This window comes from Williamsia sp. M5A3_1d (genome assembly GCF_053345315.1).
Genome location: NZ_JBKEZX010000002.1, coordinates 376,131 through 396,108, shown reverse-complemented (window position 1 = coordinate 396,108; position 19,978 = coordinate 376,131). Strand labels below are relative to the sequence as shown.

Genomic DNA, 19,978 nt, shown 5'->3' with positions numbered 1-19,978 from the left:
CCACCCATGACCACCACCCTGCCCCGCGATGTCGCCCTCCTGATCGCCCGAGTCGGCGTCGGCGTCGTGTTCCTCGCGCACGGACTGCAGAAGTTCGACGTCTGGGGATACTCCGGGACCAAGACGGCCTTCGCCGGGATGGGCGCTCCCGTCCCGGGCGTCTCGGCGTTCCTCGCGACGTGGATCGAGATCCTCGGAGGGGTCGCCCTCATCGCCGGCGTGTTGACGCCGATCGTCGGTCTCCTGCTGGTCGCGGACATGCTCGGCGCCTACTTCATCGCCCACATCGGCAACGGCATCTGGATCTCCGACGGCGGCTACGAGCTGGTGCTCGGACTCGGCGCGGCCGCACTCGTCATCGCCGCGGTGGGAGCCGGACGTTTCAGCGTCGACGCCGCCCTCGGTGATCGGCTGCCGTGGGTCCGCCCGGCCGCCGGCCCGGCACGCGCGCGGGTCGACGCCCGCTGACGAGACCGGGCTCAGCCGCGCTGTTCGGCGTCGAGGCTTGCCCGTAGTCGTGTGCCGATCTCGCGGAGGTGGCGGATCTGGGTCGCGGTGAGCGGGTCCAGGACGAGGCGCCGGACGGCATCGACGTGACCGGGGGCGGCGTCGACCACCACGGCCATCCCGGCATCGGTCAGCTCCGCGAGTGTGGAGCGACCATCGGCCGGGTCGGGACGGCGCACGAGCCATCCCCGTCCCTCCATACGCGCGGCCACCTGAGACAGCCGCGGCAGTTGCGACTGCGTGAACTCGGCGAGCTCGCTCATCCGCAGCGTGCGCTCGGGCGCATCGGACAGTCCGCCCAGGACCAGGTACTCGAAATGGGTGAGACCGGAGTCGCGCTGGAGCTGGCGGCTCAGTGCGCCGGGGAGCCGCATCATCACGGTGGTGAGTGCCATCCACGCGTCGAGCTCCTCGCTGTCGAGCCAGCGTGTGGAATCCTCCGGGGTGGGGTCGGCCATGCTGGGGAGCGTACTGCAGGCGCCAAAAACGCCGTCGCAGAACCGACTTGCGATCTGAACGGCCGGTTCGGGGTGAGGCCTCGATGGTCGCGTGTCCGATTCCGCGGAAGCCGGGTGTGATCGCCGTTACACTCGCGGTCATTCGACACCAGGCATAGGAGTTCCGATGACCGCCGATCTCGACCCGGGCCCGCAGACCGTCACCGACGGCCGGGGGCTGCTCACGGACTTCGTCACGCGGTGGGCGCAGGAACGTCCCGACGCCACCGCCATCACCTACGGCGAGACCTCGTGGACGTGGGAGCAGTGGGATCTGCGGATCCGGCGACTGACCGGGGCGTTGGCGTCGGCGGGCATCGGGCGCGGTGACACCGTCGCGTTCGTCGACAAGAACCACCCGGCGTGCCTCGAGGTCACCTTTGCCGTCGCCGCGCTCGGCGCCGCCGTCGCGATCGTCAACTGGCGCCAGGCCGGCGACGAACTCGTCCACGTCCTCGTCGACAGCGGCTCGACGCTGGTGATCGCGGGTGCCGAGTTCGCCGAGTCGGTCGGGGCGGTCGCCGACCGCGACACCGCGGTCACGCGCACGCTGATCGTCGGCGGGGACACTGGTGAAGGGGCCGACGACTACGAGGCCTTCCTGGCCTCGGGGGAGCCGACCTCGGCCGGTGCCGACGTCACCGACACCGATGCGCTGCTGGTCATCTACAGCTCCGGCACCACCGGCCGACCCAAGGGCGTGGTCCTCGATCAACATGCACTGATCACCCACACCGTCGACAACAGCGACGTGTTCCCCTACGCCGCAGGCGACATCAGCCTCGTGGCGATGCCGCTGTTCCACGTCGGCGGGATCTCGTACGCGTTCATCGGGATCCGCGCGGGGGTCCCGAGCATCATGACCCGCGAGCCCGACGCCGCGTCGCTGGTCGGCGCCTTCATGGCCGGTGCCACGCACGCCTTCTTCGTGCCGCCGGTGCTCGCCGGTTTCCTCGCCGCGGGCGACGGTGCCATCGGCGCGTTCGGCAAGCTCAAGTTCGTCGGATACGGCGCGGCCCCGATGCCGCTGCCCCTGTTGCAGCGGGCGTTGAACGCGTGGCCGCACATCGACTTCGTCCAGGTGTACGGGCAGACGGAGATCGCGGGCGTGGCCACGGTCCTACGTCCGGAGGTGCATCGGGATCCCGCGCGTGAACACCTGCTCGTATCGGTCGGCACCGCGCTGCCCGGCGTCGAGATCCGCGTGGTCGACGTGGTGACCGGCGAGGACATGGCCCCGGGCGAGGAGGGCGAGATCTGGCTGCGCACAGCGCATGCCATGACCGGATACCTCAACCGGCCCGACGCCACCGCGGAGACCATCACCGCGCAGGGTTGGCTGCGCACCGGCGACATCGGTCGCATGGACGCCGACGGGTATGTGTTCGTCGACGACCGGATCAAGGACATGATCATCACCGGCGGTGAGAACGTCTACGGACCCGAGGTCGAACGGGTGCTGATGGAGCACCCGGCGGTCACCGACGCGGCCGTGATCGGAGTCCCCGACGAGCGGTGGGGTGAATCGGTGAAGGCGGTGGTCGCGGTGTCGGAGCCCATCGACGCCGAACAGGTCATCGCGTTCTGTCGCACCCGCCTGGCCGGATACAAGTGCCCGCGCACGGTCGACGTGATCGACGCACTCCCGCGCAACCCCAGCGGCAAGATCCTCAAGCGCGAACTGCGTGCCCCGTTCTGGGAGGGCCAGGGCCGCCGGGTCTGACATCCACCCCGGACGTGAGCGCCGTGCGGCGGCGTTGGACAGTGGTGTGATGGGTGACGCGACGGTGGACAGCAGCGGGACCCCCATCGATCTCACCGGCGACGACTCGGCCGTGCGCGCCCGCATCGCCGACCGCCTCACGTCGTTGCCGTTCACCCGCGTCGATCCGCCGAACACGCGCCGGGCGGCGGTGGTCATCGCGGTCACCTCCGTCGACGGCGTCCACGGGATCTGGCTGACCAAACGTCCCGATCGGATGCGGGAACACCCCGGTCAGTACGCGTTGCCCGGTGGGCGTCTCGATCCCGGTGAGGACGACGTCGACGCCGGGTTGCGGGAACTGCACGAGGAGATCGGCGTGAACGTCGGCCGGGACGACGTCCTCGGGCGGCTCGACGACTACCCCACGCGGTCGGGATATGTGATGGCACCGATCGTGGTGTGGGCCGGACCCGACCGTGTGACCTCACTGAACGTCGACGAGGTCGCGACACTGTTCTTCATCCCGATGGACGAGGTGGCGGTGGAGCCGCGGTTCATCTCGATTCCGGAGTCGCCGCGCCCGGTGATCCAGCTGCCGATCGTGGGTGCGCTGGTGCATGCGCCGACCGCGGCGGTGATCTACCAGTTCGCCGAGGTGGTCCTCGCCGGACGCCACACCCGGGTGGACGAGCTCGAGCAGCCGGTGTTCGCCTGGCGCTGACCTGCGGAAACCAGATGTTCACCACGTATGTGCTCCCCGGTGGAATACATCCGGACCGTGGTCCGGTTAAATGGATGTCAGCAACGCGAACCGCCCCGGTTCACACCATCCCTGTAGGAGAAACCTCATGGCCGACACCATCACCACCACCGATCTCGCCGCGGGCACCTGGAATATCGACCCCGTCCACTCGGCCATCGCCTTCTCGGTCCGCCACCTGGTCGTCAGCAAGGTGCGGGGCACCTTCGACACCTTCAGTGGCGCGATCACCATCGCCGAGGACGGCACCCCGTCGGTCACCGCCGAGATCGATGTCACCTCGATCAACACCAAGAACGAGCAGCGCGACGGCCACATCAAGTCCGCCGACTTCTTCGACGCCGACACCCACCCCACCGCCACCTTCGTCTCGAAGTCCGTGGCGAAGAAGGGCGGCGACTACGTGCTCACCGGTGACTTCACCCTGAAGGGCGTCACCAAGTCGGTCGATCTCGACCTGGAGTTCAACGGCGTCAACCCCGGCATGGGACAGGGTGAGGTCGCGGGCTTCGAAGCCTCGGTCGAGTTGAACCGCAAGGACTTCGGCATCGACATCGACATGCCGCTGGAGACCGGTGGCGCCGTGGTCGGCGACAAGATCACCATCACCCTCGAGATCGAGGCGCTCAAGGCCGCCTGATCCCGGCAGCCACGGTAGGCGCGGTCATCTTCGCAGACGCGAGGGTGACCGCGCCAATCCTTTTCCGGGGCAATTAATTCAGGTGACGACGGCGACCGGGCCGCCTACCTTCATCGGTGAAAGTGATTACCGCACTCACCGATTGGAGGAAGATGATGACCACGTTGCATGTCGCCTGGGCGCCACGCGTCTCGCAGGTCCCCGATCGCCGGTCGGTGCTCGCGCGGTTCCTGCGCCCGCGTCGCGCGTCCACCAGGCTGACCGACGCGGAGCGGGTGGAACACCAGCTGCGCCGGCGCAATCGCAGGGAATTGGAACGCGCGGCGTGCCGCGCCGCCTACGACCAGCTCTGGTTCCGACGCTGATCGACGATCGATCAGCGGGGCGCGATGCCGTTCACCACCAGGTCGACGAGGCCGGTCAGATAGGCCTCGTCGACCTGTTGGTGTGTCAGCAGCAGGCGGGCGTAGATCGGTGCGTAGAGCGATTCCAGCGCCAGGCGGTGATCGACGGTGTCGGTGATCTCGCCGCGGGCGACCGCGCGCTCGAGGATGACGCCGACGGTGGCCATGCGGTCGTCGACGAGCCTTTGCCGGGCCTCGTCGAGCCGCCCGGAGTCGAGGGACATCGTAGCCAGCCGGAGCAGGGCCTTGCTCTGCGGCGACGAGAGTGAATCGCGCAGCCCGATCGTGAGTTCGAGGAGGTCGCTGCGGAGGTGGCCGGTGTCGGGGACGGTCACCGAACCGATGTCGATGTGGTTGAGCAGCGCATCGGTGATGAGCTGGTCCTTGGTTTTCCAGCGCCGGTAGACCGATGTCACATGTACGCCTGCAGCCTCGGCCACCGACGCGATCGTCACACCGTCGAAACCGGTGTTGAGCAGCTCGTTCACCGCAGCATTGAGGACCCCGTCGACGACCGCTTTACCGCGACGATGGGTCTTCTGGGGCGCTGACACGTCGGCGAGCCTATCGCAATGGGTGTTGCGTTATGTATATTTTCCGCAAAAGGTGTTGCGTTAGGAAGCGGTCACATTCTCGGCCGGTCCCCGTGTCACCCATGACAACACCGGGAGGGTGGTGACCGGCATGACAGGACGTGCGACAGCGCGTGTGCGCAGGCTCGGTGGCCGCAGTGCCCGGGAGCGTCTCCTCAACCCCTCCCGACTCCCCGGTTTCGGCCTGGTGCGGTCGGTCGCGGGCGAGTACCCGTTCGCCGGTCGCGACTGGGAATCGATCGATCCGGCCGAACGTCGGACCGTCGCGCGGCGTCTGATGACCATCGCGGTGCTCGGCATCGTGGTCGCCAACGTGGCGGTCGGTATCGAGACCGTCGTGCTCGTCGCGCTGGTCACCAGCGGCGGCGATCTGTCGATGATCTCCGAGGACGGGACGTCGATCGTCGCGGTCGCCCTCGCACTCGTCGTCGGGGTGGTCGTCGACCTCATCGCCGGTGTCTCGATGGTCCGCCCCCAGACCGCATGGTTCACCAGCGGCGAACCCGCCGACGCCCACCGCCGGCGCTCGGTGCAGCGGATGCCGATGCACGGCGTCGTCGCGACCGCCATGGGCTGGGCCGCCGGTGTCGCCACCTACGCGGTGGTCAGCGCCGACGCGTCACCGATCCAGATGCTCATCGTCAGCTGCGCCTTCGCGCTCGCCGGGGCGTCGTCGGGCTGTGTCACCTACATGGTGCTCGAGCGCGCCGGCCGTCCCATGGTCGCCGCCGCGATGCGCGACGCACCGCCGCGCCGGCCGATGCTGGGTGTGCGCGAACGCATGATCGTGCTCTGGGTGGTGTGCAGCGGCGTGCCGCTGGTCGGCATGTTGATGATGAACATCGGCCGCGCGATCGGGTGGGTACCTCCGAGTCACACCGCCCTCGACGTGCCCACGGTCGTGCTGTCGGCCATCTGTCTGCTCAGTGGCGCCCGCGCGATCGCGCTGGTGTCGAAGTCGATCACCGACCCCCTGCGTGGCCTGCGCCGCGCCGTCGACCGCGTGGGAGAGGGCGGATACGACACCAGGGTCGACGTCTACGACTCCTCGGAGCTCGGGGTGCTGCAGCACGGCTTCAACGAGATGGTCGACGGCCTCACCGAACGCGAGCGGCTGCGCGACCTGTTCGCCCGCCACGTCGGCAGTGAGGTCGCAGCACAGGCGTTGTCACACGATGTCGGCATGCACGGCGTGAACACCGACGTCGGCGTGCTGTTCGTCGACATCGAGGGATCCACCCGTTTCGCCGAGTCGGCCGATCCCACGGTCGTCGCGGAGATGCTCAACCGCTTCTTCACCATCGTCGCCGAGGTCGTCGAACGCCACCACGGCTTCATCAACAAGTTCGAGGGTGACGCCGCGCTCGCGGTGTTCGGCGCACCCAACGCCATGGACGACCCGTCGGCCGCGGCACTGCGCGCCGCCCGTGAACTCGGCGCGGAACTCGAGGCCCTGCACCCGCTGCGGGTGGGTATCGGGGTGTCGGCGGGCCGTGTGTTCGCGGGCAACATCGGCGCGGAGACCCGCTACGAGTACACGGTGATCGGTGATCCGGTGAACGAGTGCGCCCGCCTCGCCGAGGTCGCCAAGAGTGCGAAGTCGAACGTGCTCGCCGGCGGCGCGGCCGTCGCGGACCTGCTGGGCGACGCGCCCGCCACCGACAGCGATGCCGACGACACCGACGCCGGCTCCGAGATCGTGGCCCACGACGAGATGTGGGAGTGGGTGTCGATGGGGTCGATCACCCTGCGCGGCCGAGGCGCGGCGACCGAACTCTTCGCGCCGATCGACCTCCTGCCCGACGGGGAGTCCCCGATCACCGATCTCGTCGACGGCCTCATCCGCAGGCCGCTGTCGATCCTGCGCGGCCGTCGCTGACCCTGCCGGGGTTCAGGGTGTCGGGGACGCCAGGCGCGCCAGATCCACGTTGCCGCCGGAGAGGATGACCCCGACACGCAAGCCTGTGAAGCCGTGTCGGTCGTCGAGTGCCGCGGCCACACCCAGTGCGGCGGTCGGTTCGATGACGAGCTTCGCGCGGGTCGCCACCAGGTGCATCGCCGCGATCAGCGCGGTGTCGTCGACGGTGAGGATGTCGATGACCCGCTCGGCGATGACGCCGAACGTGTGCTCGCCGAGGTGGGTGGTCTGCGCCCCGTCGGCGATGGTGCGCGGCGGGTCGATCGTCACGATCGACCCCGACCGCAGTGAGCGCAGCCCGTCGTCGCCGGCCGCCGGTTCCACCCCGTAGACGCGGGTGTGCGAGGCGAGCCCACCCGCGGCCAACAGCGAGCCGCTCAGCAGCCCGCCCCCGCCGAGGGGCACCAGCAGCACGTCGAGATCGGTGACGTCGGTGAGCAGTTCGAGCGCTGCGGTGCCCTGCCCGGCGATCACGTCGGGGTGGTCATACGGCGGGATAACCGTCGCCCCGGTCCGCTCGGCGATGTCGGCCGCGATCGCCGCGCGGTCCTCGGTGTAGCGGTCGTAGCGCACGAGGGTGCCGCCGTATCCCTGCGTCGCGGCCACCTTCGGTGCGGGTGCGTCGTGCGGCATCACGATGGTCGCATCGATGCCGTGCAGTCGGGCGGCCAGCGACAGCGCCTGGGCGTGATTGCCCGAGGAGAACGTCACGACACCGCGCCGCCGCACCTCCGGGTCGAGCCGGGCGACGGCGGTGTAGGCACCGCGAAACTTGAAGGCCCCCATCCGTTGCAGGTTCTCGCACTTGCAGAACAGGTGTGCACCGGCGGCGTCGTCGATCGCCGTCGAGGTGATGACCGGCGTGCGGTGGGCGACACCGGCGAGCGTGGACGCGGCGTCCTCGACATCGGCGAACGTCAACGGCTCCGGGGTCACCGGGTCCGGGGTCACGGGGTCGGCCATGAGCGCGACCCTACCCACGCGACCGGGTCGCGCTCTGGAGAACATCGGCGCGGGTGGGCGCGGGTAGCATCGGCGCCGTGAGCACATGGTCGACGAACGACATCCCGGATCAGACCGGCCGCACGGTGGTCATCACCGGCGCCAACAGCGGCCTCGGCGCCCAGGCGGCCAAGGCTCTCGGCGCCGCGGGGGCGACGGTGATCCTGGCCTGCCGCACGGTGTCGAAGGCCGAACCGGTGGCCGCGGAGATCGGCCCCAACGCCTCGGTGGCCGCGCTCGATCTCGCCGACCTGTCGTCGGTGCGGGCGTTCGCCGCGGGCGTCGATCACCTCGATGTGCTGATCAACAACGCCGGCGTGATGGCCGTCCCGAAGTCGCGCACCGCCGACGGTTTCGAGATGCAGTTCGGCACAAACCATCTCGGTCATTTCGCGCTGACCGGCCTGCTGCTGCCGAAGATCACCGATCGGGTCGTCACCGTGTCGTCGTTCGCCCACGCGATCGGCAAGATCGATCTCGATGATCTCAACTACGACCACCGCCGGTACGAACGGTGGTCGGCCTACGGTCAGTCGAAACTCGCGAACCTGATGTTCGCGTTCGAGCTGGCGCGCAAGCTGGGCCGATCGGGTTCGTCGGTGTCGTCGATGTGCGCCCATCCCGGTTACGCCAGCACCAACCTGCAGTCGCACACCGAGTCGTTCTACGACCGGTTCATGAAGCTGAGCAACCTCGTCGCGCAGTCGGCCGCCGACGGCGCACTTCCCGAGCTGTACGCGGCGACCTCGCCCGAGGCGGCGTCGGGTGCGTTCTACGGTCCGCGTGGTCTCGGTGGGCTGCGGGGTGCACCCACGCTCACCAAGCCGCTGCCCAAGGCGCGCAACGAGAGTGTCGCCCAGTCGTTGTGGGTCGCATCGGAGAAGCTGACGGGCGTCTCGTTCGATCTGTGATCGCGCGGGGTTGACCCGTTCGCTCCCGTCGGTAACAGTCGCTTTCGCGGGGTCAGCGCTGTACCTTGTCACCGATCAGCACCCGCGTTGATCGGAGACCTGTCGTGACCAGCCCTGATGAACCGAAGCCGGAGCAGTCGTCACCGCCGAGTCCCGCGGGTGAGCCCCCGACGTATCCGCCGACCTATCCGCCGGCCGGGTCACCGCCAGGGTCTGCACCGCCGCCGTACGGGGCCGCGCCCTACGGTGCTGGGCCCTACGGCGAACCGCCGAAGAAGTCGCGAAAGAAGTTGTTCGGCATCATCGGCGGTGTCGTGGTGCTGCTTCTCGTGGTCGTCGTGATCATCGGGGTCGTCGCCTCCAAGGACACCATCACCGACATCAACGACGCCAAGGCCGGCGACTGCATCACCGTGAGCGGCAGCAGCACCGACGCCACCCCCAAGACGGTGAACTGTGCCGGTGACACCTTCAACTTCGTCGTCGCCGAGAAACTCGACGGCGGCGCGAACTGCGCCAATGAGCAGTACTCCCAGCTGACGCAGAAGGACAAGGGCAAGTTGTGCCTGGTCCCGAACATGCAGGTCGACAAGTGCTATCAGCTCGCCGGGCCGGGTGGATCGATCACCGACTTCACCGAAGTCGAGTGTGGCGCGGCGCCGGCCGAGGGTGGCGCCCAGGTGGTGACGGTGAAGAACCGTGAAGACGGCACCGAGATCGATTGTGCCGACGGCATTCCCGTCACCTTCGAGAAACCCAAGCCCCTCGGCTACTGCCTGGCCATCAACAACGCGACAGGCTAGCCACCGCTGACTGTGCCGGTGGTGCTGACTGTGTGGAAAGCCGGCCGGTGGTGCTGACTGTGTGGAAACGGCCGTCGAGTGTGCTCACCACACAACGTGAGCCGACGACGAAACGACGCACACTCGGCGACCGGCTTCCGCACCGTCAGCGGCAGTAGAACGCAACCAGATAAGCGAAATACACCAGCTTTCAACACTATTCACTGAAATCAATCGCCCAACCCTCGAACATCCGTGCTAGCATAGATGTACAGATCCACCTGGGGAGGGGGCAGGCCGATGAACGCTATCAAAGCGGATTACGCTGCCCTGGAACAGATTGTGGACAGGATTCTTTCGGCGGACTCCACCTCGTGCACCGAGGAGGAGGTCGCGGATCTCGCCATCCGCCGTGAGCGCATCACCCGCCAGCTGGAAGCCGCCGGCAACCGCCGGATCCTCGAGGTCTCGGACCGTGACGCCCACCGCGCCGTGGGGTGTGTGAACCTGACCGAGTTCCTGCGGACGACAGTGCGCGTGACGCAACCGAAGAAGCGGCTCAAAGAAGTGCAGGCGCTCGAACCGATGCACGCCATGACCGGCGAGAAGCTCTCACCGGTGTGCCCGAACACCGCACGAGAGCTCGCCGCGGGTTCGATCGGCCCCGACCACGTCCACGCCGTCCTGGATGTGATGGCCAAGATCCCTACCGCGGTCGAGCCCGAGCACCGCGCGTTCGCGGAGCAGACCCTCGCCGAGTTCGCAACGACGCTGACCCCGAGGGAGATCGCCGCGGCCGGTGTGCGGATGCTGGCGCACCTCGATCCCGACGGGACCCTCACCGATGATCGTGATCGAGCCCGGAACCGGAAACTGTCGCTGGGTTGCCAGGACTCGCAGCTCATGTCGAAACTCACCGCCACACTGGATCCGGTCACCCGCGCCCTCTTCGATGTGGTGCTTGCGAAATGGGCGGCACCGGGGATGAACAATCCCGACGACGAGCAGTCACCCGCGGGCGACGGCAATGACGTCGACCCTGCCGTGCTGCGCGACGCGGCGGATCGGGACTGCCGATCGCAGTCCCAGCGGAACCATGACGCGCTCAAATCCATACTTGCTGCTGCCGTGAACGGAGGCCTGCTCGGCGGCTCGCATCGCGGGTTACCGCCGCAGATCATCGTCTCGATCACCGACGCCCAACTCCGCGAGCACGCAGGCGTCGCACGAACCGCCACCGGCAGCGATCTACCGATGACCGACGTGATCAAACTGGCCGCCGACGCCCAGACGCACCTCGCGGTGTTCAGCGACATCACCAACGAGCCGCTGTTCCTCGGGCGCTCACGCCGGTTGGCGTCCCAGTCGCAGAGGTTGATGGCGTTCGCGCAATACCGCGGTTGCAGCAAAGACGACTGCGGTGTCCCGTTCGCCTACACTGAGATGCACCACGCCGAGGCCGACTGGGCCGATGGCGGGCTCACCGACTCCCCGCACATGGCCCCCGCCTGCGGAGCCCACAACCGGGCCGTCGGGATCGAACCTCACCAGTGGGTCACCGAGAAGATCGCCGACGGCCCTGACAAAGGTCGCTACGGTTGGCGTCACAACACCGACCCACCAGGCACGGCGAGAGCCAACCACCTTCATCGGATCGACGGACTCCTCGAACGCCACCTGGCCGAGGGTGGAGACGAATCATGCGATGAATCGACACACCTGGTGCAGCGCGCCGTCGACATCACCTGGCCGCGGATGCACCTGAACCCGGCTGCCTAGCGCGTCACCACAACCCGGTGGGCCTGAACTGGATGCTGATCCTCGGTCCGACTCCGGTGACCTTGGGTACCGCGTGTTCCCAGGTGCGCTGGCAGCTGCCACCCATGACGAGCAGGTCGCCCTGCGCGACAACGAACTTGAGAGATGCGCCGCCTCCGCGTGGACGCAGCATCAGCGGACGGGGCGCGCCGAGCGACACGATCGCCACCATCGTGTCCTCGGTGCTCCCACGTCCGATGGTGTCGCCGTGCCAGGCGACACTGTCGGATCCGTCGCGATAGAGGCACAGGCCTGCGGTCGCGAAGCCCTCGGGGAGTTCGGGTCGGTAGTGCGCCGACAGCGTGTCGCGCATCGTCGCGAGAAGGGGATGGGGGAGCGCGACACCCTCGCCGTACTGGCAGAGGAGCCGGGGCACGTCCACGACACGGTCGTACATGGCGCGCCGCTCGGCCCGCCACGGCACATCGTCGGTGAGACGCTCATGGAGCTGCGCGGCGCCGGCAATCCATCCCGGTGCGACATCGACCCACGCGCCGTCGGTGAGGGTGCGCCGCACGATGATCGGTGCGAGGGCGGAGCATGTCGGCTCGTCGGTTGCCTCGTCGAACAGGGAACCCTGTAGCCCGGCCGCACTCATCGCTCGAGTCTAGCTGTGATCGAACACGTGTGCGAGGGGTTCGCAGGTCACCGCCGTAGCGCGCGGAGGCGCTCGGCCCCCTCGATCAGGACCTCGTCACGCTTGGCGAACGCGAACCGGACCAGGTGCGACCAGTTCTCCCTCCGGTCGACGAAAGCGCTGACCGGCACCGCGGCGACACCGATCCGCGCCGGCAGGTCCCGACACAACTGCTCGCCGTCGGTGTATCCGAGGGGGCGTGGATCGGCGCAGACGAAGAACGTCCCCTCGGTGCGGTGGACGTCGAAACCCACGTCGCGAAGCGCCCCCGACAGCAGGTCGCGCTTGCGCTCGAGCGCCGCACGCGACGCATCGACCCAGTCCATCTCGTGGTTCAGCGCGTGCGCGACCGCCGGTTGGAAGGGGCCGCTGCCGACATACGACATGAACTGCTTGGCCGTGCGCACCGCGGCGACGAGACGGGCGGGGCCGGACACCCAGCCGACCTTCCACCCGGTCACGTTGAACGTCTTGGCCGCGCTCGACACCCGCAACGTGCGCTCGGCCATCCCGGGCAACGCCGCGATCGTCGCGTGCGAGCGGCCGTCGAAGACGAGGTGCTCGTAGACCTCGTCGCTCACCACGATCACGTCGTGGCGGATGCAGGCGTCGGCGATCGCCGCGAGATCGTCGTCGGAGAGGACCGTACCGGTGGGGTTGTGGGGACTGTTGACGATGACCATCGCGGTGTTGTCGGTGATGGTCGTCGCGAGTGCGTCGCGGTCCAGGACGAACCCGTCGCCGTCGGCGACGAGCGGCACGGTGGACCGGAACGCACCGGCCATCGCGGTCGCCGCGGCGTAGGCGTCGTAGAACGGCTCGATGAGCACCACCTCATGGCCGGGCTCCACCAATCCGACAACCGCCGCGGCGATCGCCTCGGTGGCGCCGACGGTGATGAGGACCTCGGTGTCGGGATCGTAATCGATTCCCACACAACGGGACTGATGATCGGCGACCGCGTGCCGCAGCACCGCGACACCCGGGCCGGGCGGGTACTGGTTCTGGCCGTCGGCGATGGCGGCACACGCGGCGTCGAGCATGGACTGCGGACCGTCGGTGTCGGGGAAACCCTGACCGAGGTTGATGGCGTCGTGTTCGGCGGCGAGCTGCGACATCTCGGCGAAGATGGTGGTCGCGAACGGCGCCAGGCGGGCAACGGTGGTCATGGGATCCAGGCTGTCACACCCCCGGCGGGGCGTTCGTCGTTGGCAGTAGTCTCGGTCACAGGCCCAGTTCGGCCCGCAGACGAGGAAGCGGAGGGAGTGCGATGACCGGTCCCGAGGACTCGCCGCCGCCCGGGTGGGCCCCCGCCGACGGCGCCCCGTCTTCGGGATCAGCCGTCCCGCCGCCGCCCTACTACCCGCCGCCCGGTTCCCCGAACCCGCCGCCGCAGGTGCCGTATTACCCGCCACCGGGACAGCAGGCCCCGTTCCCGGCGGGTCCCGGCCCGTACGGTCCCGGGGTGCCGGCGGCAGCGATGGGGTACGGGATGAGCCCGTACGGCACCCCGCCGCCACGTCGTTCCCGACTGAAGTGGGTTCTGCTCGCGGCCGGGGTGATCATCGCGCTGATCGGCGCGATCGTGGTGGCCTTCGCCGTGCTGAACCGCGACACCATCACCCGCATCGACGACGTGTCGGTGGGCAGTTGCATCACCGTGACCGGCGAGAAGAACGATGCGACACCGAAGAAGGCCTCATGCGATGAGCAGTCGTTCAACTTCATCGTCGCCCAGAAGACCGACAGTGCATTCAGCGTCTGCGGCGACCCCCTCGACGCCCAGCTGACCCAGGACGATCGCGGCAAACTGTGTCTCGTGCCGAATCTCCGGACCGGCAAGTGTTACGTGTTCCCCACCGCGAACGGCTCGATCGTCGATTTCGCCGAGATCGACTGTGCTGCAGCCGCACCGGAGGCCGGAAACCTCGCCGTCAAGGTGGTCGACCGGGTCGAGTCCGCGTCGGTGAACGTGTGCACCGCGGGGACGCCGCTGCAGTTCACCCGTCCGAAACCGCTCACCTACTGCGCCACCCTGCTGACCCCGCGATGACAGGATCTCGTCCGTGACCCACCCCGGCTTCGGGCCGCCACCCCTCGGCCCGCCCTCTCCCTACGGGGGATACCCGCCGCTGCCGTCGGCGCGACGACGCGCGGTGCCGCCGATCCTCTGGCTCGCCCTCGTGGTCATCCTCGGACTCGTGATCGCCGTCGCGGTGTTCGCGTTCACGAACATCCACAACCGTGTCGACTCCACCGACGACGTCGCCGTCGGTGACTGCGTCTCGGTGAAGAACACCGACGACGACGAGGTGACCGTCCGGCGGGCCAGCTGCGGTCGCGACGCGGTCACGTACTACGTCGCGAGCAGGTCGGACCTGTCGCGGTCGCGATGCGCGGGTCCGGCCTACGACCAGGTGTCGCTCTCCGGCGACGGATCGCTGTGCCTGTCACCGAATCTGCGCGAGGGGCGGTGCTACGAGATCGGCTCACGGTCGGCGTTCGTCGACCGCGCGTGCACCGCGATCGCCCGTGGATCGAACACGATCGTGCAGGTCGCCCGTCGCACCGCAGGTGACATGACGCCGCAGTGTCCCTCGGGTAGTCGGGCGGTCGGCTTCGCGCTCCCGCGTCCCGTCGGTTACTGCCTGGCGCCGCCCTCGGGCACACCCACCTGAACCGACGCGGTGCGGCGGCTCAGCCGATCGCCGGCCCGAGCAGGTCGTCGGCGTCGGTGATGCGGTAGGCGTACCCCTGCTCGGCCAGGAAACGCTGGCGGTGCGCGGCGTAGTCGGCGTCGAGGGTGTCGCGGGAGACCACCGAGTAGAAGTGGGCCTGACCCCCGTCCTTCTTCGGGCGCAGCAGCCGGCCGAGGCGCTGCGCCTCTTCCTGACGTGACCCGAAGGTGCCCGAGACCTGCACGGCGACAGACGCTTCGGGCAGGTCGATGGAGAAGTTGGCGACCTTGCTCACCACCAGCGTCGAGACCTCGCCGCGACGGAACTGATCGAACAGGATCTCGCGGTCCTTGTTCTTCGTCGACCCCTGGATCACCGGGGCGTCGAGCGCCGCACCGAGCTCTTCGAGCTGATCGATGTAGGCCCCGATGATCAGCGTCGGCGACCCCTCGTGGCGCGCGAGGATCGACTTCACCACGTTGACCTTGGTGTGCGCGGTCGAACAGAGCTTGTACTTCTCCTCGGGCTCGGCCACGGCGTACTGCAGTCGCTCCTCGTCGGTGAGCGTGACGCGGACCTCGATGCAGTCGGCGGGCGCGATCCAGCCTTGCGCCTCGATGTCCTTCCACGGTGCGTCATAGCGTTTCGGGCCGATGAGGCTGAACACATCGCCCTCGCGGCCGTCCTCACGCACCAGCGTCGCGGTGAGTCCGAGGCGACGTCGTGACTGCAGGTCGGCGGTCATCCGGAACACCGGTGCGGGCAGCAGGTGCACCTCGTCGTAGATGATGAGTCCCCAGTCGCGGGAGTCGAACAGCTCGAGGTTGCGGTACTCGCCCTTCGAGCGACGGGTCATCACCTGATAGGTCGCGATGGTGACCGGACGGATCTCCTTGCGCTCGCCGGAGTACTCGCCGATCTCCTCCTCGGTCAGCGAGGTGCGGGCGATCAGCTCGCGCTTCCACTGTCGACCCGCGACGGTGTTCGTCACCAGGATCAGGGTGGTGGCGCCGGCCTTGGCCATCGCCGCGGCACCGACCATCGTCTTGCCCGCGCCACACGGCAGCACGACGACGCCCGAGCCACCGGCCCAGAACGAGTCGGCCGCCATCTGCTGGTAATCGCGGAGCTCCCAATCGGTTTCGGCGAGTTCGATGGGATGGGCCTCGCCGTCGACATATCCGGCGAGATCCTCCGCGGGCCAACCGATCTTGAGCAGCAACTGCTTGATGTGGCCGCGCTCGGACGGGTGCACCACGATGGTGTCGTCGTCGAGACGCGCGCCGAGCATCGGGGCGATCTTCTTGTGTCGCATCACCTCTTCGAGCACCGCCCGATCGAGGCTGACCAGGGTCAGGCCGTGGACGGGGCTCTTCACCAGCTGCAGCCGACCGAAGCGGCCCATCGTGTCGACGATGTCCATCAGCAACGGCTGCGGCACCGCGTAGCGGGAGAAGCTGACCAGCGCGTCGACCACCTGCTCGGCGTCGTGGCCCGCAGCACGCGCGTTCCACAGCGCGAGCGGGGTGATGCGGTAGGTGTGCACGTGCTCGGGGGCACGTTCGAGCTCGGCGAACGGCGCGATGGCGCCACGCGCGGCGGGCGCATCGGGGTGGTCGACCTCGAGGAGCAGGGTCTTGTCGGACTGGACGATCAAAGGGCCTTCGGTCACCGATCCATTGTCCACGGTTTTCGGCGGGCGTGTTCTGGCCGGGTGACCGGGCCCCACCACCCGTCGGACTGACGACAGGCGTCAGCTCATCGCAGATCGGACCCGGTACGGTTTCTCCGTGTTGTCGCCGTACGACCCCACCTGGCAGTCATCCTTTGCGAGTGCCGCCGCTCACCTTCGCCAGCACGGCAACCCTCAGCGGCTCATCGAGCACATCGGTTCGACCGCGATCCCGGGAATGATGGCCAAGCCGATCATCGATCTGGCCGTGTGCTTGTCGACCGAGAACGAACTGGACAGGTATCTCGCGCGGTTGGAGACGCACGGATGGCGAGTGCGCAGCGGGGTGACGTCCCACGAAGTTCTCTTGTTCGAGGTCAACGGAGTGAGGGAACGGATTGCGCACTTCTTCCGACCCGGCGCCTGGCCTACCGCTCATCAGCGGGTGTTCAGGGATTGGCTCCGGTCTCATCCTGCTGACGCGGAGCTGTATGCCCAGGCAAAGATCCAGGCCGCCGCGGAGCAGAACTACAACGCAGCGAAGACATCGACCGTGCAAGAGATCATGAACCGTGCCAGAACGGCTCGCGGACTTCCCGTCGTGGACATCAACGACAAGTAGGTCCTCCTGTCTGAGGCCCCGTAGGCCAGTAGCACGGCTGACGCCACCGGCGCACGGACAATGTCCAGCTCCAGAGCGTCGCGTTCAGTGGAACGAAGAGTTCGAACTCCCCGCGACGGTGCTGAACTCGCTTTCTGTACACAAAATGCACCGCTCGGGGTCGGCGCGTGGAATCTCCACACGCCCGGACCTATCGGTGCACCTTGTGTATCGAATCGGAGCCTTCGCGGCGTCACGACCCCTCGAGCAGCTCCACCGAGGTGATGCGGTGCAGGGCGTAGCGTTCGTCGGCGCCGTCGGCATCGTTGACGACCAGTTGACCTGCGCCGACGAGCTTCGGGAGCACGACGTGCTTGCTCGCCGAGCCGTGTGCGTCGACGTAGCCGATGCGCACCTCGCGACCCACGCGCATCGCCAGTTGCAGCAGCGCGGTCGCCGGTTCGCCGCCCCCGGCCCGAACCGCGCTCGTCGACTGCGCCGGCACCGCCGAGACGGCCGTGTCCTGCATCCGCATACGCGTGACCACCGTCGCCAACTGATCGGTGTTCGGGGTGGGCGGACGGCGCGCCGAGCGGCGCTGGTTGCGCTGGATGGGGACGCGTGCGCCGCGCTCGCGGAGATCGACCAGGTCGCCGGCACTGTCCTCACCTGCGGGCGCGAAACCGGCCGCGCGCAGCTCGTCGAGCACCTGACGTAGCGGGGCCTGGGACACCGCGACGGTGGGGGCGAGCGCCCGCAGCGCCAACGCCTCGGTGACCGGCGACGACAGCACCGCCGCCAGCGTGGTCGCGTCCTCGCAGCGGATGAACGACGATGCGACACCGACGCGCAGCTGACCGTGCCGACGAGCGACGTCGTCGATGAGGTATTCGAGCGACTGCGGTACCGGGGTCTTCGAATGCGCGGTGAAGAAACCCATCAGCTCGGTGCCGGTGCGCCCGGTGTCGAGGGCGCGGCGCACCGAGGTGTCGGTGACGCGATACACCGATGCGGCGCCTCCGGATTCGAGGTCGGCGACCAACGCGAGCTCGGCCGACAGCTCGGCGGTCAGCGGTCCGGGCGCGGTCACCGTGAGATCGGCCTGGGTGAGGAAGAAGTCGATGGGATCGGGCAGCGCCTTCGCCATCGCGGCGACCACCGGTTTGTCGACATCGAGCGCGGTGGCGTCACGTTCGGCCATCGTCAGCAGCGCGCGACCCGACGCGGTCAGCGCGCCGTGTGCGACGAGCCCCAGTGCGCGGGCCTCCTCGAGGGTCGCCTCGACGAGTCGGCGGGACAGCCGGCGCTGCCACCGCGGGTGGCGCCAGGCGATCAGCGACATCAGTGCGTCGACGTCTATCGACTTCCCCGGGGCGCCGGCAGTCAAAGCGCTCAACACCATTCGTCGTTCGACCACGGCCGACACGTCGTAGAGGTCGCCGGCCAGCGATGGGATGGGCGACCCCTCGGTGCTCGCCTCGCCGATCTGCCACGGCCGCCGCGGCAGCGTCAGCCAGGCGTCGGCGATGGCGAACCAACGCCGCTCGGGTGGTTGGTGCAGCCACGGGTCGGCCGACACCGTCGGCGCCCAGGCCGGCTCGCCGCTCTCCAGCGGCGGGTCGGGGAACCCGCTGTCGATGAGGCGGGCACCGGCCAGCAGTTCCACCACGAGACCCTGTCGCGTGGAGTCGATCCCGGTGGTCTTGCACAGCTTGCGCAGTTCGCGGACGCCCAGGCCACCGGCACGCAACACCAGAGCCGGGGTGCGGCCCAGCGCGTCGACGGTGTCGGTGAGGTGTCGCAGCAGTTCCAGGGCCTCGCCACCGGCGGCCGCCTCCACGTCGGCGACGGTGAACTTCCGCGCCCCGGCCACCGCCACCAGCGCCGGCTCGCGCAGATCGTGTGGCTCACCGGGCTTCTCGCCGCGCAGCAGCTGTCCGAGGACGGGCGGCAGCTCCACGGTCTGGTCGTCGACGCGGGCCAGCAGGCCCAGCGACACCAGCCGCGGGACGGGGCGCTGCGGATCGGCGTCGGGGGCGGCGTCGCGGGTGCGGCCCAGCGGCGACCCGGTGGCGAGGGTGTCCAACAGTTCGCGTTCGCGCTCGCTGACCGACGAGAGCGTGTCGGAGATCTCGGCGAGGGTCTGATCGGCGAGTGGACCGGTGAGATGCAGTGCGCGGGTGGGCAGCAGGGCCGGGGTGTGGGCCCCGGTCATCAACTCGGTGTCGGGACCCCACACGAGCGCACGGGTGCGCAGCAGGTCGAGTCGCGCGACGATGTCGTCTTTCTCGGCTCGTCCGTCGAGTGCTTCGACCACCGCGTCGACCGAGGTGGGGACGCCGATGCGTCGGCGTGAGGTGTCGGTGCCGAGGCGGATCGTCTGTTCGGCGACGGCCACCGTCAGGAGGTCGAGGTCGTCGGCCGCGAGGTTGATCGACGGCCCGGCGAGTGCACGCTGGGCGAGGACGGCGGTGCCGGCGGGTGGGGGACTGGCGAGATCGGGGCGCGCGGACATCAGCGCGACGAGCTGGTCGTCGGTGCGGGCGGCGAGGTCGGCCGCGAGCCCGCCGGGACCTGCGGCATCGATCGAGCCGTCGCGTCGATCCCCAGAACTCATCCCACCGATGATAGGGACCGCTCTCATGGCAGAATGACCGCCGTGGCTGAAAAGAAGAGATACGTCGACAACGGCTGGCCCCAGTCGGACGAGGGTGATCACGAGCACGCCGTGTCGGAGTTCGCCGCCAGCATCTCCGGCGCGTTGTCGCCCTTCGGCGATGTCGAGTTCCCGCTGCCGGTCGATCAGCTGCCGTACACGCACGCCAAGACCACTCCCAACCGCTGATCTGTGTC

20 protein-coding genes are annotated in these 19,978 nt (G+C 68.6%); 13 read left to right on the top strand and 7 right to left on the bottom strand.

Going from position 1 to position 19,978, the window contains the following annotated elements; translation table 11 throughout:
• Nucleotides 1–6: 6 nt before the first annotated feature.
• A complete protein-coding gene (locus ACLBW1_RS09390) occupies nucleotides 7–468 on the top strand; it encodes a DoxX family protein (RefSeq protein ID WP_447811566.1) in 462 nt (153 codons plus the stop codon).
• 11 nt (nucleotides 469–479) lie between these two features.
• On the opposite strand, the gene ACLBW1_RS09385 is transcribed toward ACLBW1_RS09390, so the two are convergent.
• On the bottom strand, nucleotides 480–965 hold the full coding sequence (locus tag ACLBW1_RS09385; RefSeq protein ID WP_447811565.1) for a MarR family winged helix-turn-helix transcriptional regulator: 486 nt from the start codon (nucleotides 963–965) through the stop codon (nucleotides 480–482).
• A 166-nt stretch (nucleotides 966–1,131) separates the two neighbouring features.
• On the opposite strand from ACLBW1_RS09385, the gene ACLBW1_RS09380 reads away from it, so the two are divergent.
• The 4 genes from ACLBW1_RS09380 (at nucleotide 1,132) to ACLBW1_RS09365 (ending at nucleotide 4,474) form a co-directional block, all read left to right on the top strand.
• Nucleotides 1,132–2,727 (top strand): AMP-binding protein, encoded by a 1,596-nt coding sequence (locus ACLBW1_RS09380; protein WP_447811564.1) that lies wholly within the window; start codon nucleotides 1,132–1,134, stop codon nucleotides 2,725–2,727.
• 49 nt (nucleotides 2,728–2,776) lie between these two features.
• A complete protein-coding gene (locus ACLBW1_RS09375; protein ID WP_447811563.1) occupies nucleotides 2,777–3,430 on the top strand; it encodes an NUDIX hydrolase in 654 nt (217 codons plus the stop codon).
• A gap of 127 nt (nucleotides 3,431–3,557) precedes the next feature.
• Entirely contained in the window at nucleotides 3,558–4,109 is a 552-nt protein-coding gene (locus tag ACLBW1_RS09370) for a YceI family protein (RefSeq protein ID WP_447811562.1), read from the top strand.
• A gap of 155 nt (nucleotides 4,110–4,264) precedes the next feature.
• Nucleotides 4,265–4,474 carry a hypothetical protein gene (locus ACLBW1_RS09365; RefSeq protein WP_447811561.1) on the top strand — a complete coding sequence of 70 codons (210 nt, stop codon included), beginning with the start codon at nucleotides 4,265–4,267 and terminating at the stop codon, nucleotides 4,472–4,474.
• A gap of 11 nt (nucleotides 4,475–4,485) precedes the next feature.
• On the opposite strand, the gene ACLBW1_RS09360 is transcribed toward ACLBW1_RS09365, so the two are convergent.
• Nucleotides 4,486–5,067: a TetR/AcrR family transcriptional regulator gene (locus ACLBW1_RS09360; protein WP_447811560.1), complete on the bottom strand. Its 582-nt coding sequence runs from the start codon at nucleotides 5,065–5,067 to the stop codon at nucleotides 4,486–4,488.
• A 130-nt stretch (nucleotides 5,068–5,197) separates the two neighbouring features.
• Between ACLBW1_RS09360 and ACLBW1_RS09355 the strand changes: the two genes are divergently transcribed.
• Complete coding sequence (locus ACLBW1_RS09355; protein ID WP_447811559.1) at nucleotides 5,198–6,985, top strand: adenylate/guanylate cyclase domain-containing protein; 1,788 nt, start codon at nucleotides 5,198–5,200, stop codon at nucleotides 6,983–6,985.
• A 12-nt stretch (nucleotides 6,986–6,997) separates the two neighbouring features.
• Here ACLBW1_RS09355 and ACLBW1_RS09350 read toward each other — a convergent pair whose 3' ends face one another.
• A complete protein-coding gene (locus ACLBW1_RS09350; protein ID WP_447811558.1) occupies nucleotides 6,998–7,987 on the bottom strand; it encodes a threo-3-hydroxy-L-aspartate ammonia-lyase in 990 nt (329 codons plus the stop codon).
• A gap of 77 nt (nucleotides 7,988–8,064) precedes the next feature.
• Between ACLBW1_RS09350 and ACLBW1_RS09345 the strand changes: the two genes are divergently transcribed.
• The 3 genes from ACLBW1_RS09345 to ACLBW1_RS09335 all read left to right on the top strand — a co-directional run bounded on the left by ACLBW1_RS09345 (nucleotide 8,065) and on the right by ACLBW1_RS09335 (nucleotide 11,498).
• Nucleotides 8,065–8,937, top strand: coding sequence for an oxidoreductase (locus ACLBW1_RS09345; RefSeq protein WP_447811557.1), 873 nt, complete (start codon nucleotides 8,065–8,067; stop codon nucleotides 8,935–8,937).
• A 104-nt stretch (nucleotides 8,938–9,041) separates the two neighbouring features.
• Nucleotides 9,042–9,740: an LppU/SCO3897 family protein gene (locus tag ACLBW1_RS09340; protein ID WP_447811556.1), complete on the top strand. Its 699-nt coding sequence runs from the start codon at nucleotides 9,042–9,044 to the stop codon at nucleotides 9,738–9,740.
• A 279-nt stretch (nucleotides 9,741–10,019) separates the two neighbouring features.
• A complete protein-coding gene (locus tag ACLBW1_RS09335) occupies nucleotides 10,020–11,498 on the top strand; it encodes a DUF222 domain-containing protein (RefSeq protein WP_447811555.1) in 1,479 nt (492 codons plus the stop codon).
• A 4-nt stretch (nucleotides 11,499–11,502) separates the two neighbouring features.
• On the opposite strand, the gene ACLBW1_RS09330 is transcribed toward ACLBW1_RS09335, so the two are convergent.
• Nucleotides 11,503–12,135, bottom strand: a complete 633-nt coding sequence (locus tag ACLBW1_RS09330; protein WP_447811554.1) for an alpha-ketoglutarate-dependent dioxygenase AlkB — start codon at nucleotides 12,133–12,135, stop codon at nucleotides 11,503–11,505.
• 47 nt (nucleotides 12,136–12,182) lie between these two features.
• Nucleotides 12,183–13,343 (bottom strand): pyridoxal phosphate-dependent aminotransferase, encoded by a 1,161-nt coding sequence (locus ACLBW1_RS09325; RefSeq protein ID WP_447811553.1) that lies wholly within the window; start codon nucleotides 13,341–13,343, stop codon nucleotides 12,183–12,185.
• Between the two features lie 101 nt (nucleotides 13,344–13,444).
• On the opposite strand from ACLBW1_RS09325, the gene ACLBW1_RS09320 reads away from it, so the two are divergent.
• Together ACLBW1_RS09320 and ACLBW1_RS09315 are read left to right on the top strand one after the other, a co-directional pair.
• Nucleotides 13,445–14,227 (top strand): LppU/SCO3897 family protein, encoded by a 783-nt coding sequence (locus ACLBW1_RS09320; protein ID WP_447811552.1) that lies wholly within the window; start codon nucleotides 13,445–13,447, stop codon nucleotides 14,225–14,227.
• A 13-nt stretch (nucleotides 14,228–14,240) separates the two neighbouring features.
• Nucleotides 14,241–14,852, top strand: a complete 612-nt coding sequence (locus tag ACLBW1_RS09315; RefSeq protein WP_447811551.1) for an LppU/SCO3897 family protein — start codon at nucleotides 14,241–14,243, stop codon at nucleotides 14,850–14,852.
• Between the two features lie 19 nt (nucleotides 14,853–14,871).
• Here ACLBW1_RS09315 and ACLBW1_RS09310 read toward each other — a convergent pair whose 3' ends face one another.
• A complete protein-coding gene (locus tag ACLBW1_RS09310; protein WP_447811550.1) occupies nucleotides 14,872–16,524 on the bottom strand; it encodes a DNA repair helicase XPB in 1,653 nt (550 codons plus the stop codon).
• A 118-nt stretch (nucleotides 16,525–16,642) separates the two neighbouring features.
• Here ACLBW1_RS09310 and ACLBW1_RS09305 point away from each other — a divergent pair, with 118 nt between their 5' ends.
• A complete protein-coding gene (locus tag ACLBW1_RS09305; RefSeq protein ID WP_447811549.1) occupies nucleotides 16,643–17,146 on the top strand; it encodes a GrpB family protein in 504 nt (167 codons plus the stop codon).
• Nucleotides 17,147–17,378: 232 nt separating this feature from the next.
• On the opposite strand, the gene ACLBW1_RS09300 is transcribed toward ACLBW1_RS09305, so the two are convergent.
• Entirely contained in the window at nucleotides 17,379–19,742 is a 2,364-nt protein-coding gene (locus ACLBW1_RS09300; protein WP_447811548.1) for a helicase-associated domain-containing protein, read from the bottom strand.
• Nucleotides 19,743–19,775: 33 nt separating this feature from the next.
• Between ACLBW1_RS09300 and ACLBW1_RS09295 the strand changes: the two genes are divergently transcribed.
• Nucleotides 19,776–19,970: a hypothetical protein gene (locus tag ACLBW1_RS09295; protein WP_447811547.1), complete on the top strand. Its 195-nt coding sequence runs from the start codon at nucleotides 19,776–19,778 to the stop codon at nucleotides 19,968–19,970.
• The last annotated feature ends 8 nt before the right edge of the window (nucleotides 19,971–19,978 follow it).

Coding starts and splice junctions, on each gene's coding strand:
- ACLBW1_RS09330 (WP_447811554.1), bottom strand. CDS start 12,135: ATGAGTGCGGCCGGGCTACAGGGTTCCCTGTTCGACGAGGCAACCGAC.
- ACLBW1_RS09325 (WP_447811553.1), bottom strand. CDS start 13,343: ATGACCACCGTTGCCCGCCTGGCGCCGTTCGCGACCACCATCTTCGCC.
- ACLBW1_RS09385 (WP_447811565.1), bottom strand. CDS start 965: ATGGCCGACCCCACCCCGGAGGATTCCACACGCTGGCTCGACAGCGAG.
- ACLBW1_RS09300 (WP_447811548.1), bottom strand. CDS start 19,742: ATGAGTTCTGGGGATCGACGCGACGGCTCGATCGATGCCGCAGGTCCC.
- ACLBW1_RS09390 (WP_447811566.1), top strand. CDS start 7: ATGACCACCACCCTGCCCCGCGATGTCGCCCTCCTGATCGCCCGAGTC.
- ACLBW1_RS09370 (WP_447811562.1), top strand. CDS start 3,558: ATGGCCGACACCATCACCACCACCGATCTCGCCGCGGGCACCTGGAAT.
- ACLBW1_RS09365 (WP_447811561.1), top strand. CDS start 4,265: ATGACCACGTTGCATGTCGCCTGGGCGCCACGCGTCTCGCAGGTCCCC.
- ACLBW1_RS09355 (WP_447811559.1), top strand. CDS start 5,198: ATGACAGGACGTGCGACAGCGCGTGTGCGCAGGCTCGGTGGCCGCAGT.
- ACLBW1_RS09295 (WP_447811547.1), top strand. CDS start 19,776: ATGACCGCCGTGGCTGAAAAGAAGAGATACGTCGACAACGGCTGGCCC.
- ACLBW1_RS09320 (WP_447811552.1), top strand. CDS start 13,445: ATGACCGGTCCCGAGGACTCGCCGCCGCCCGGGTGGGCCCCCGCCGAC.
- ACLBW1_RS09375 (WP_447811563.1), top strand. CDS start 2,777: ATGGGTGACGCGACGGTGGACAGCAGCGGGACCCCCATCGATCTCACC.
- ACLBW1_RS09380 (WP_447811564.1), top strand. CDS start 1,132: ATGACCGCCGATCTCGACCCGGGCCCGCAGACCGTCACCGACGGCCGG.
- ACLBW1_RS09350 (WP_447811558.1), bottom strand. CDS start 7,987: ATGGCCGACCCCGTGACCCCGGACCCGGTGACCCCGGAGCCGTTGACG.
- ACLBW1_RS09335 (WP_447811555.1), top strand. CDS start 10,020: ATGAACGCTATCAAAGCGGATTACGCTGCCCTGGAACAGATTGTGGAC.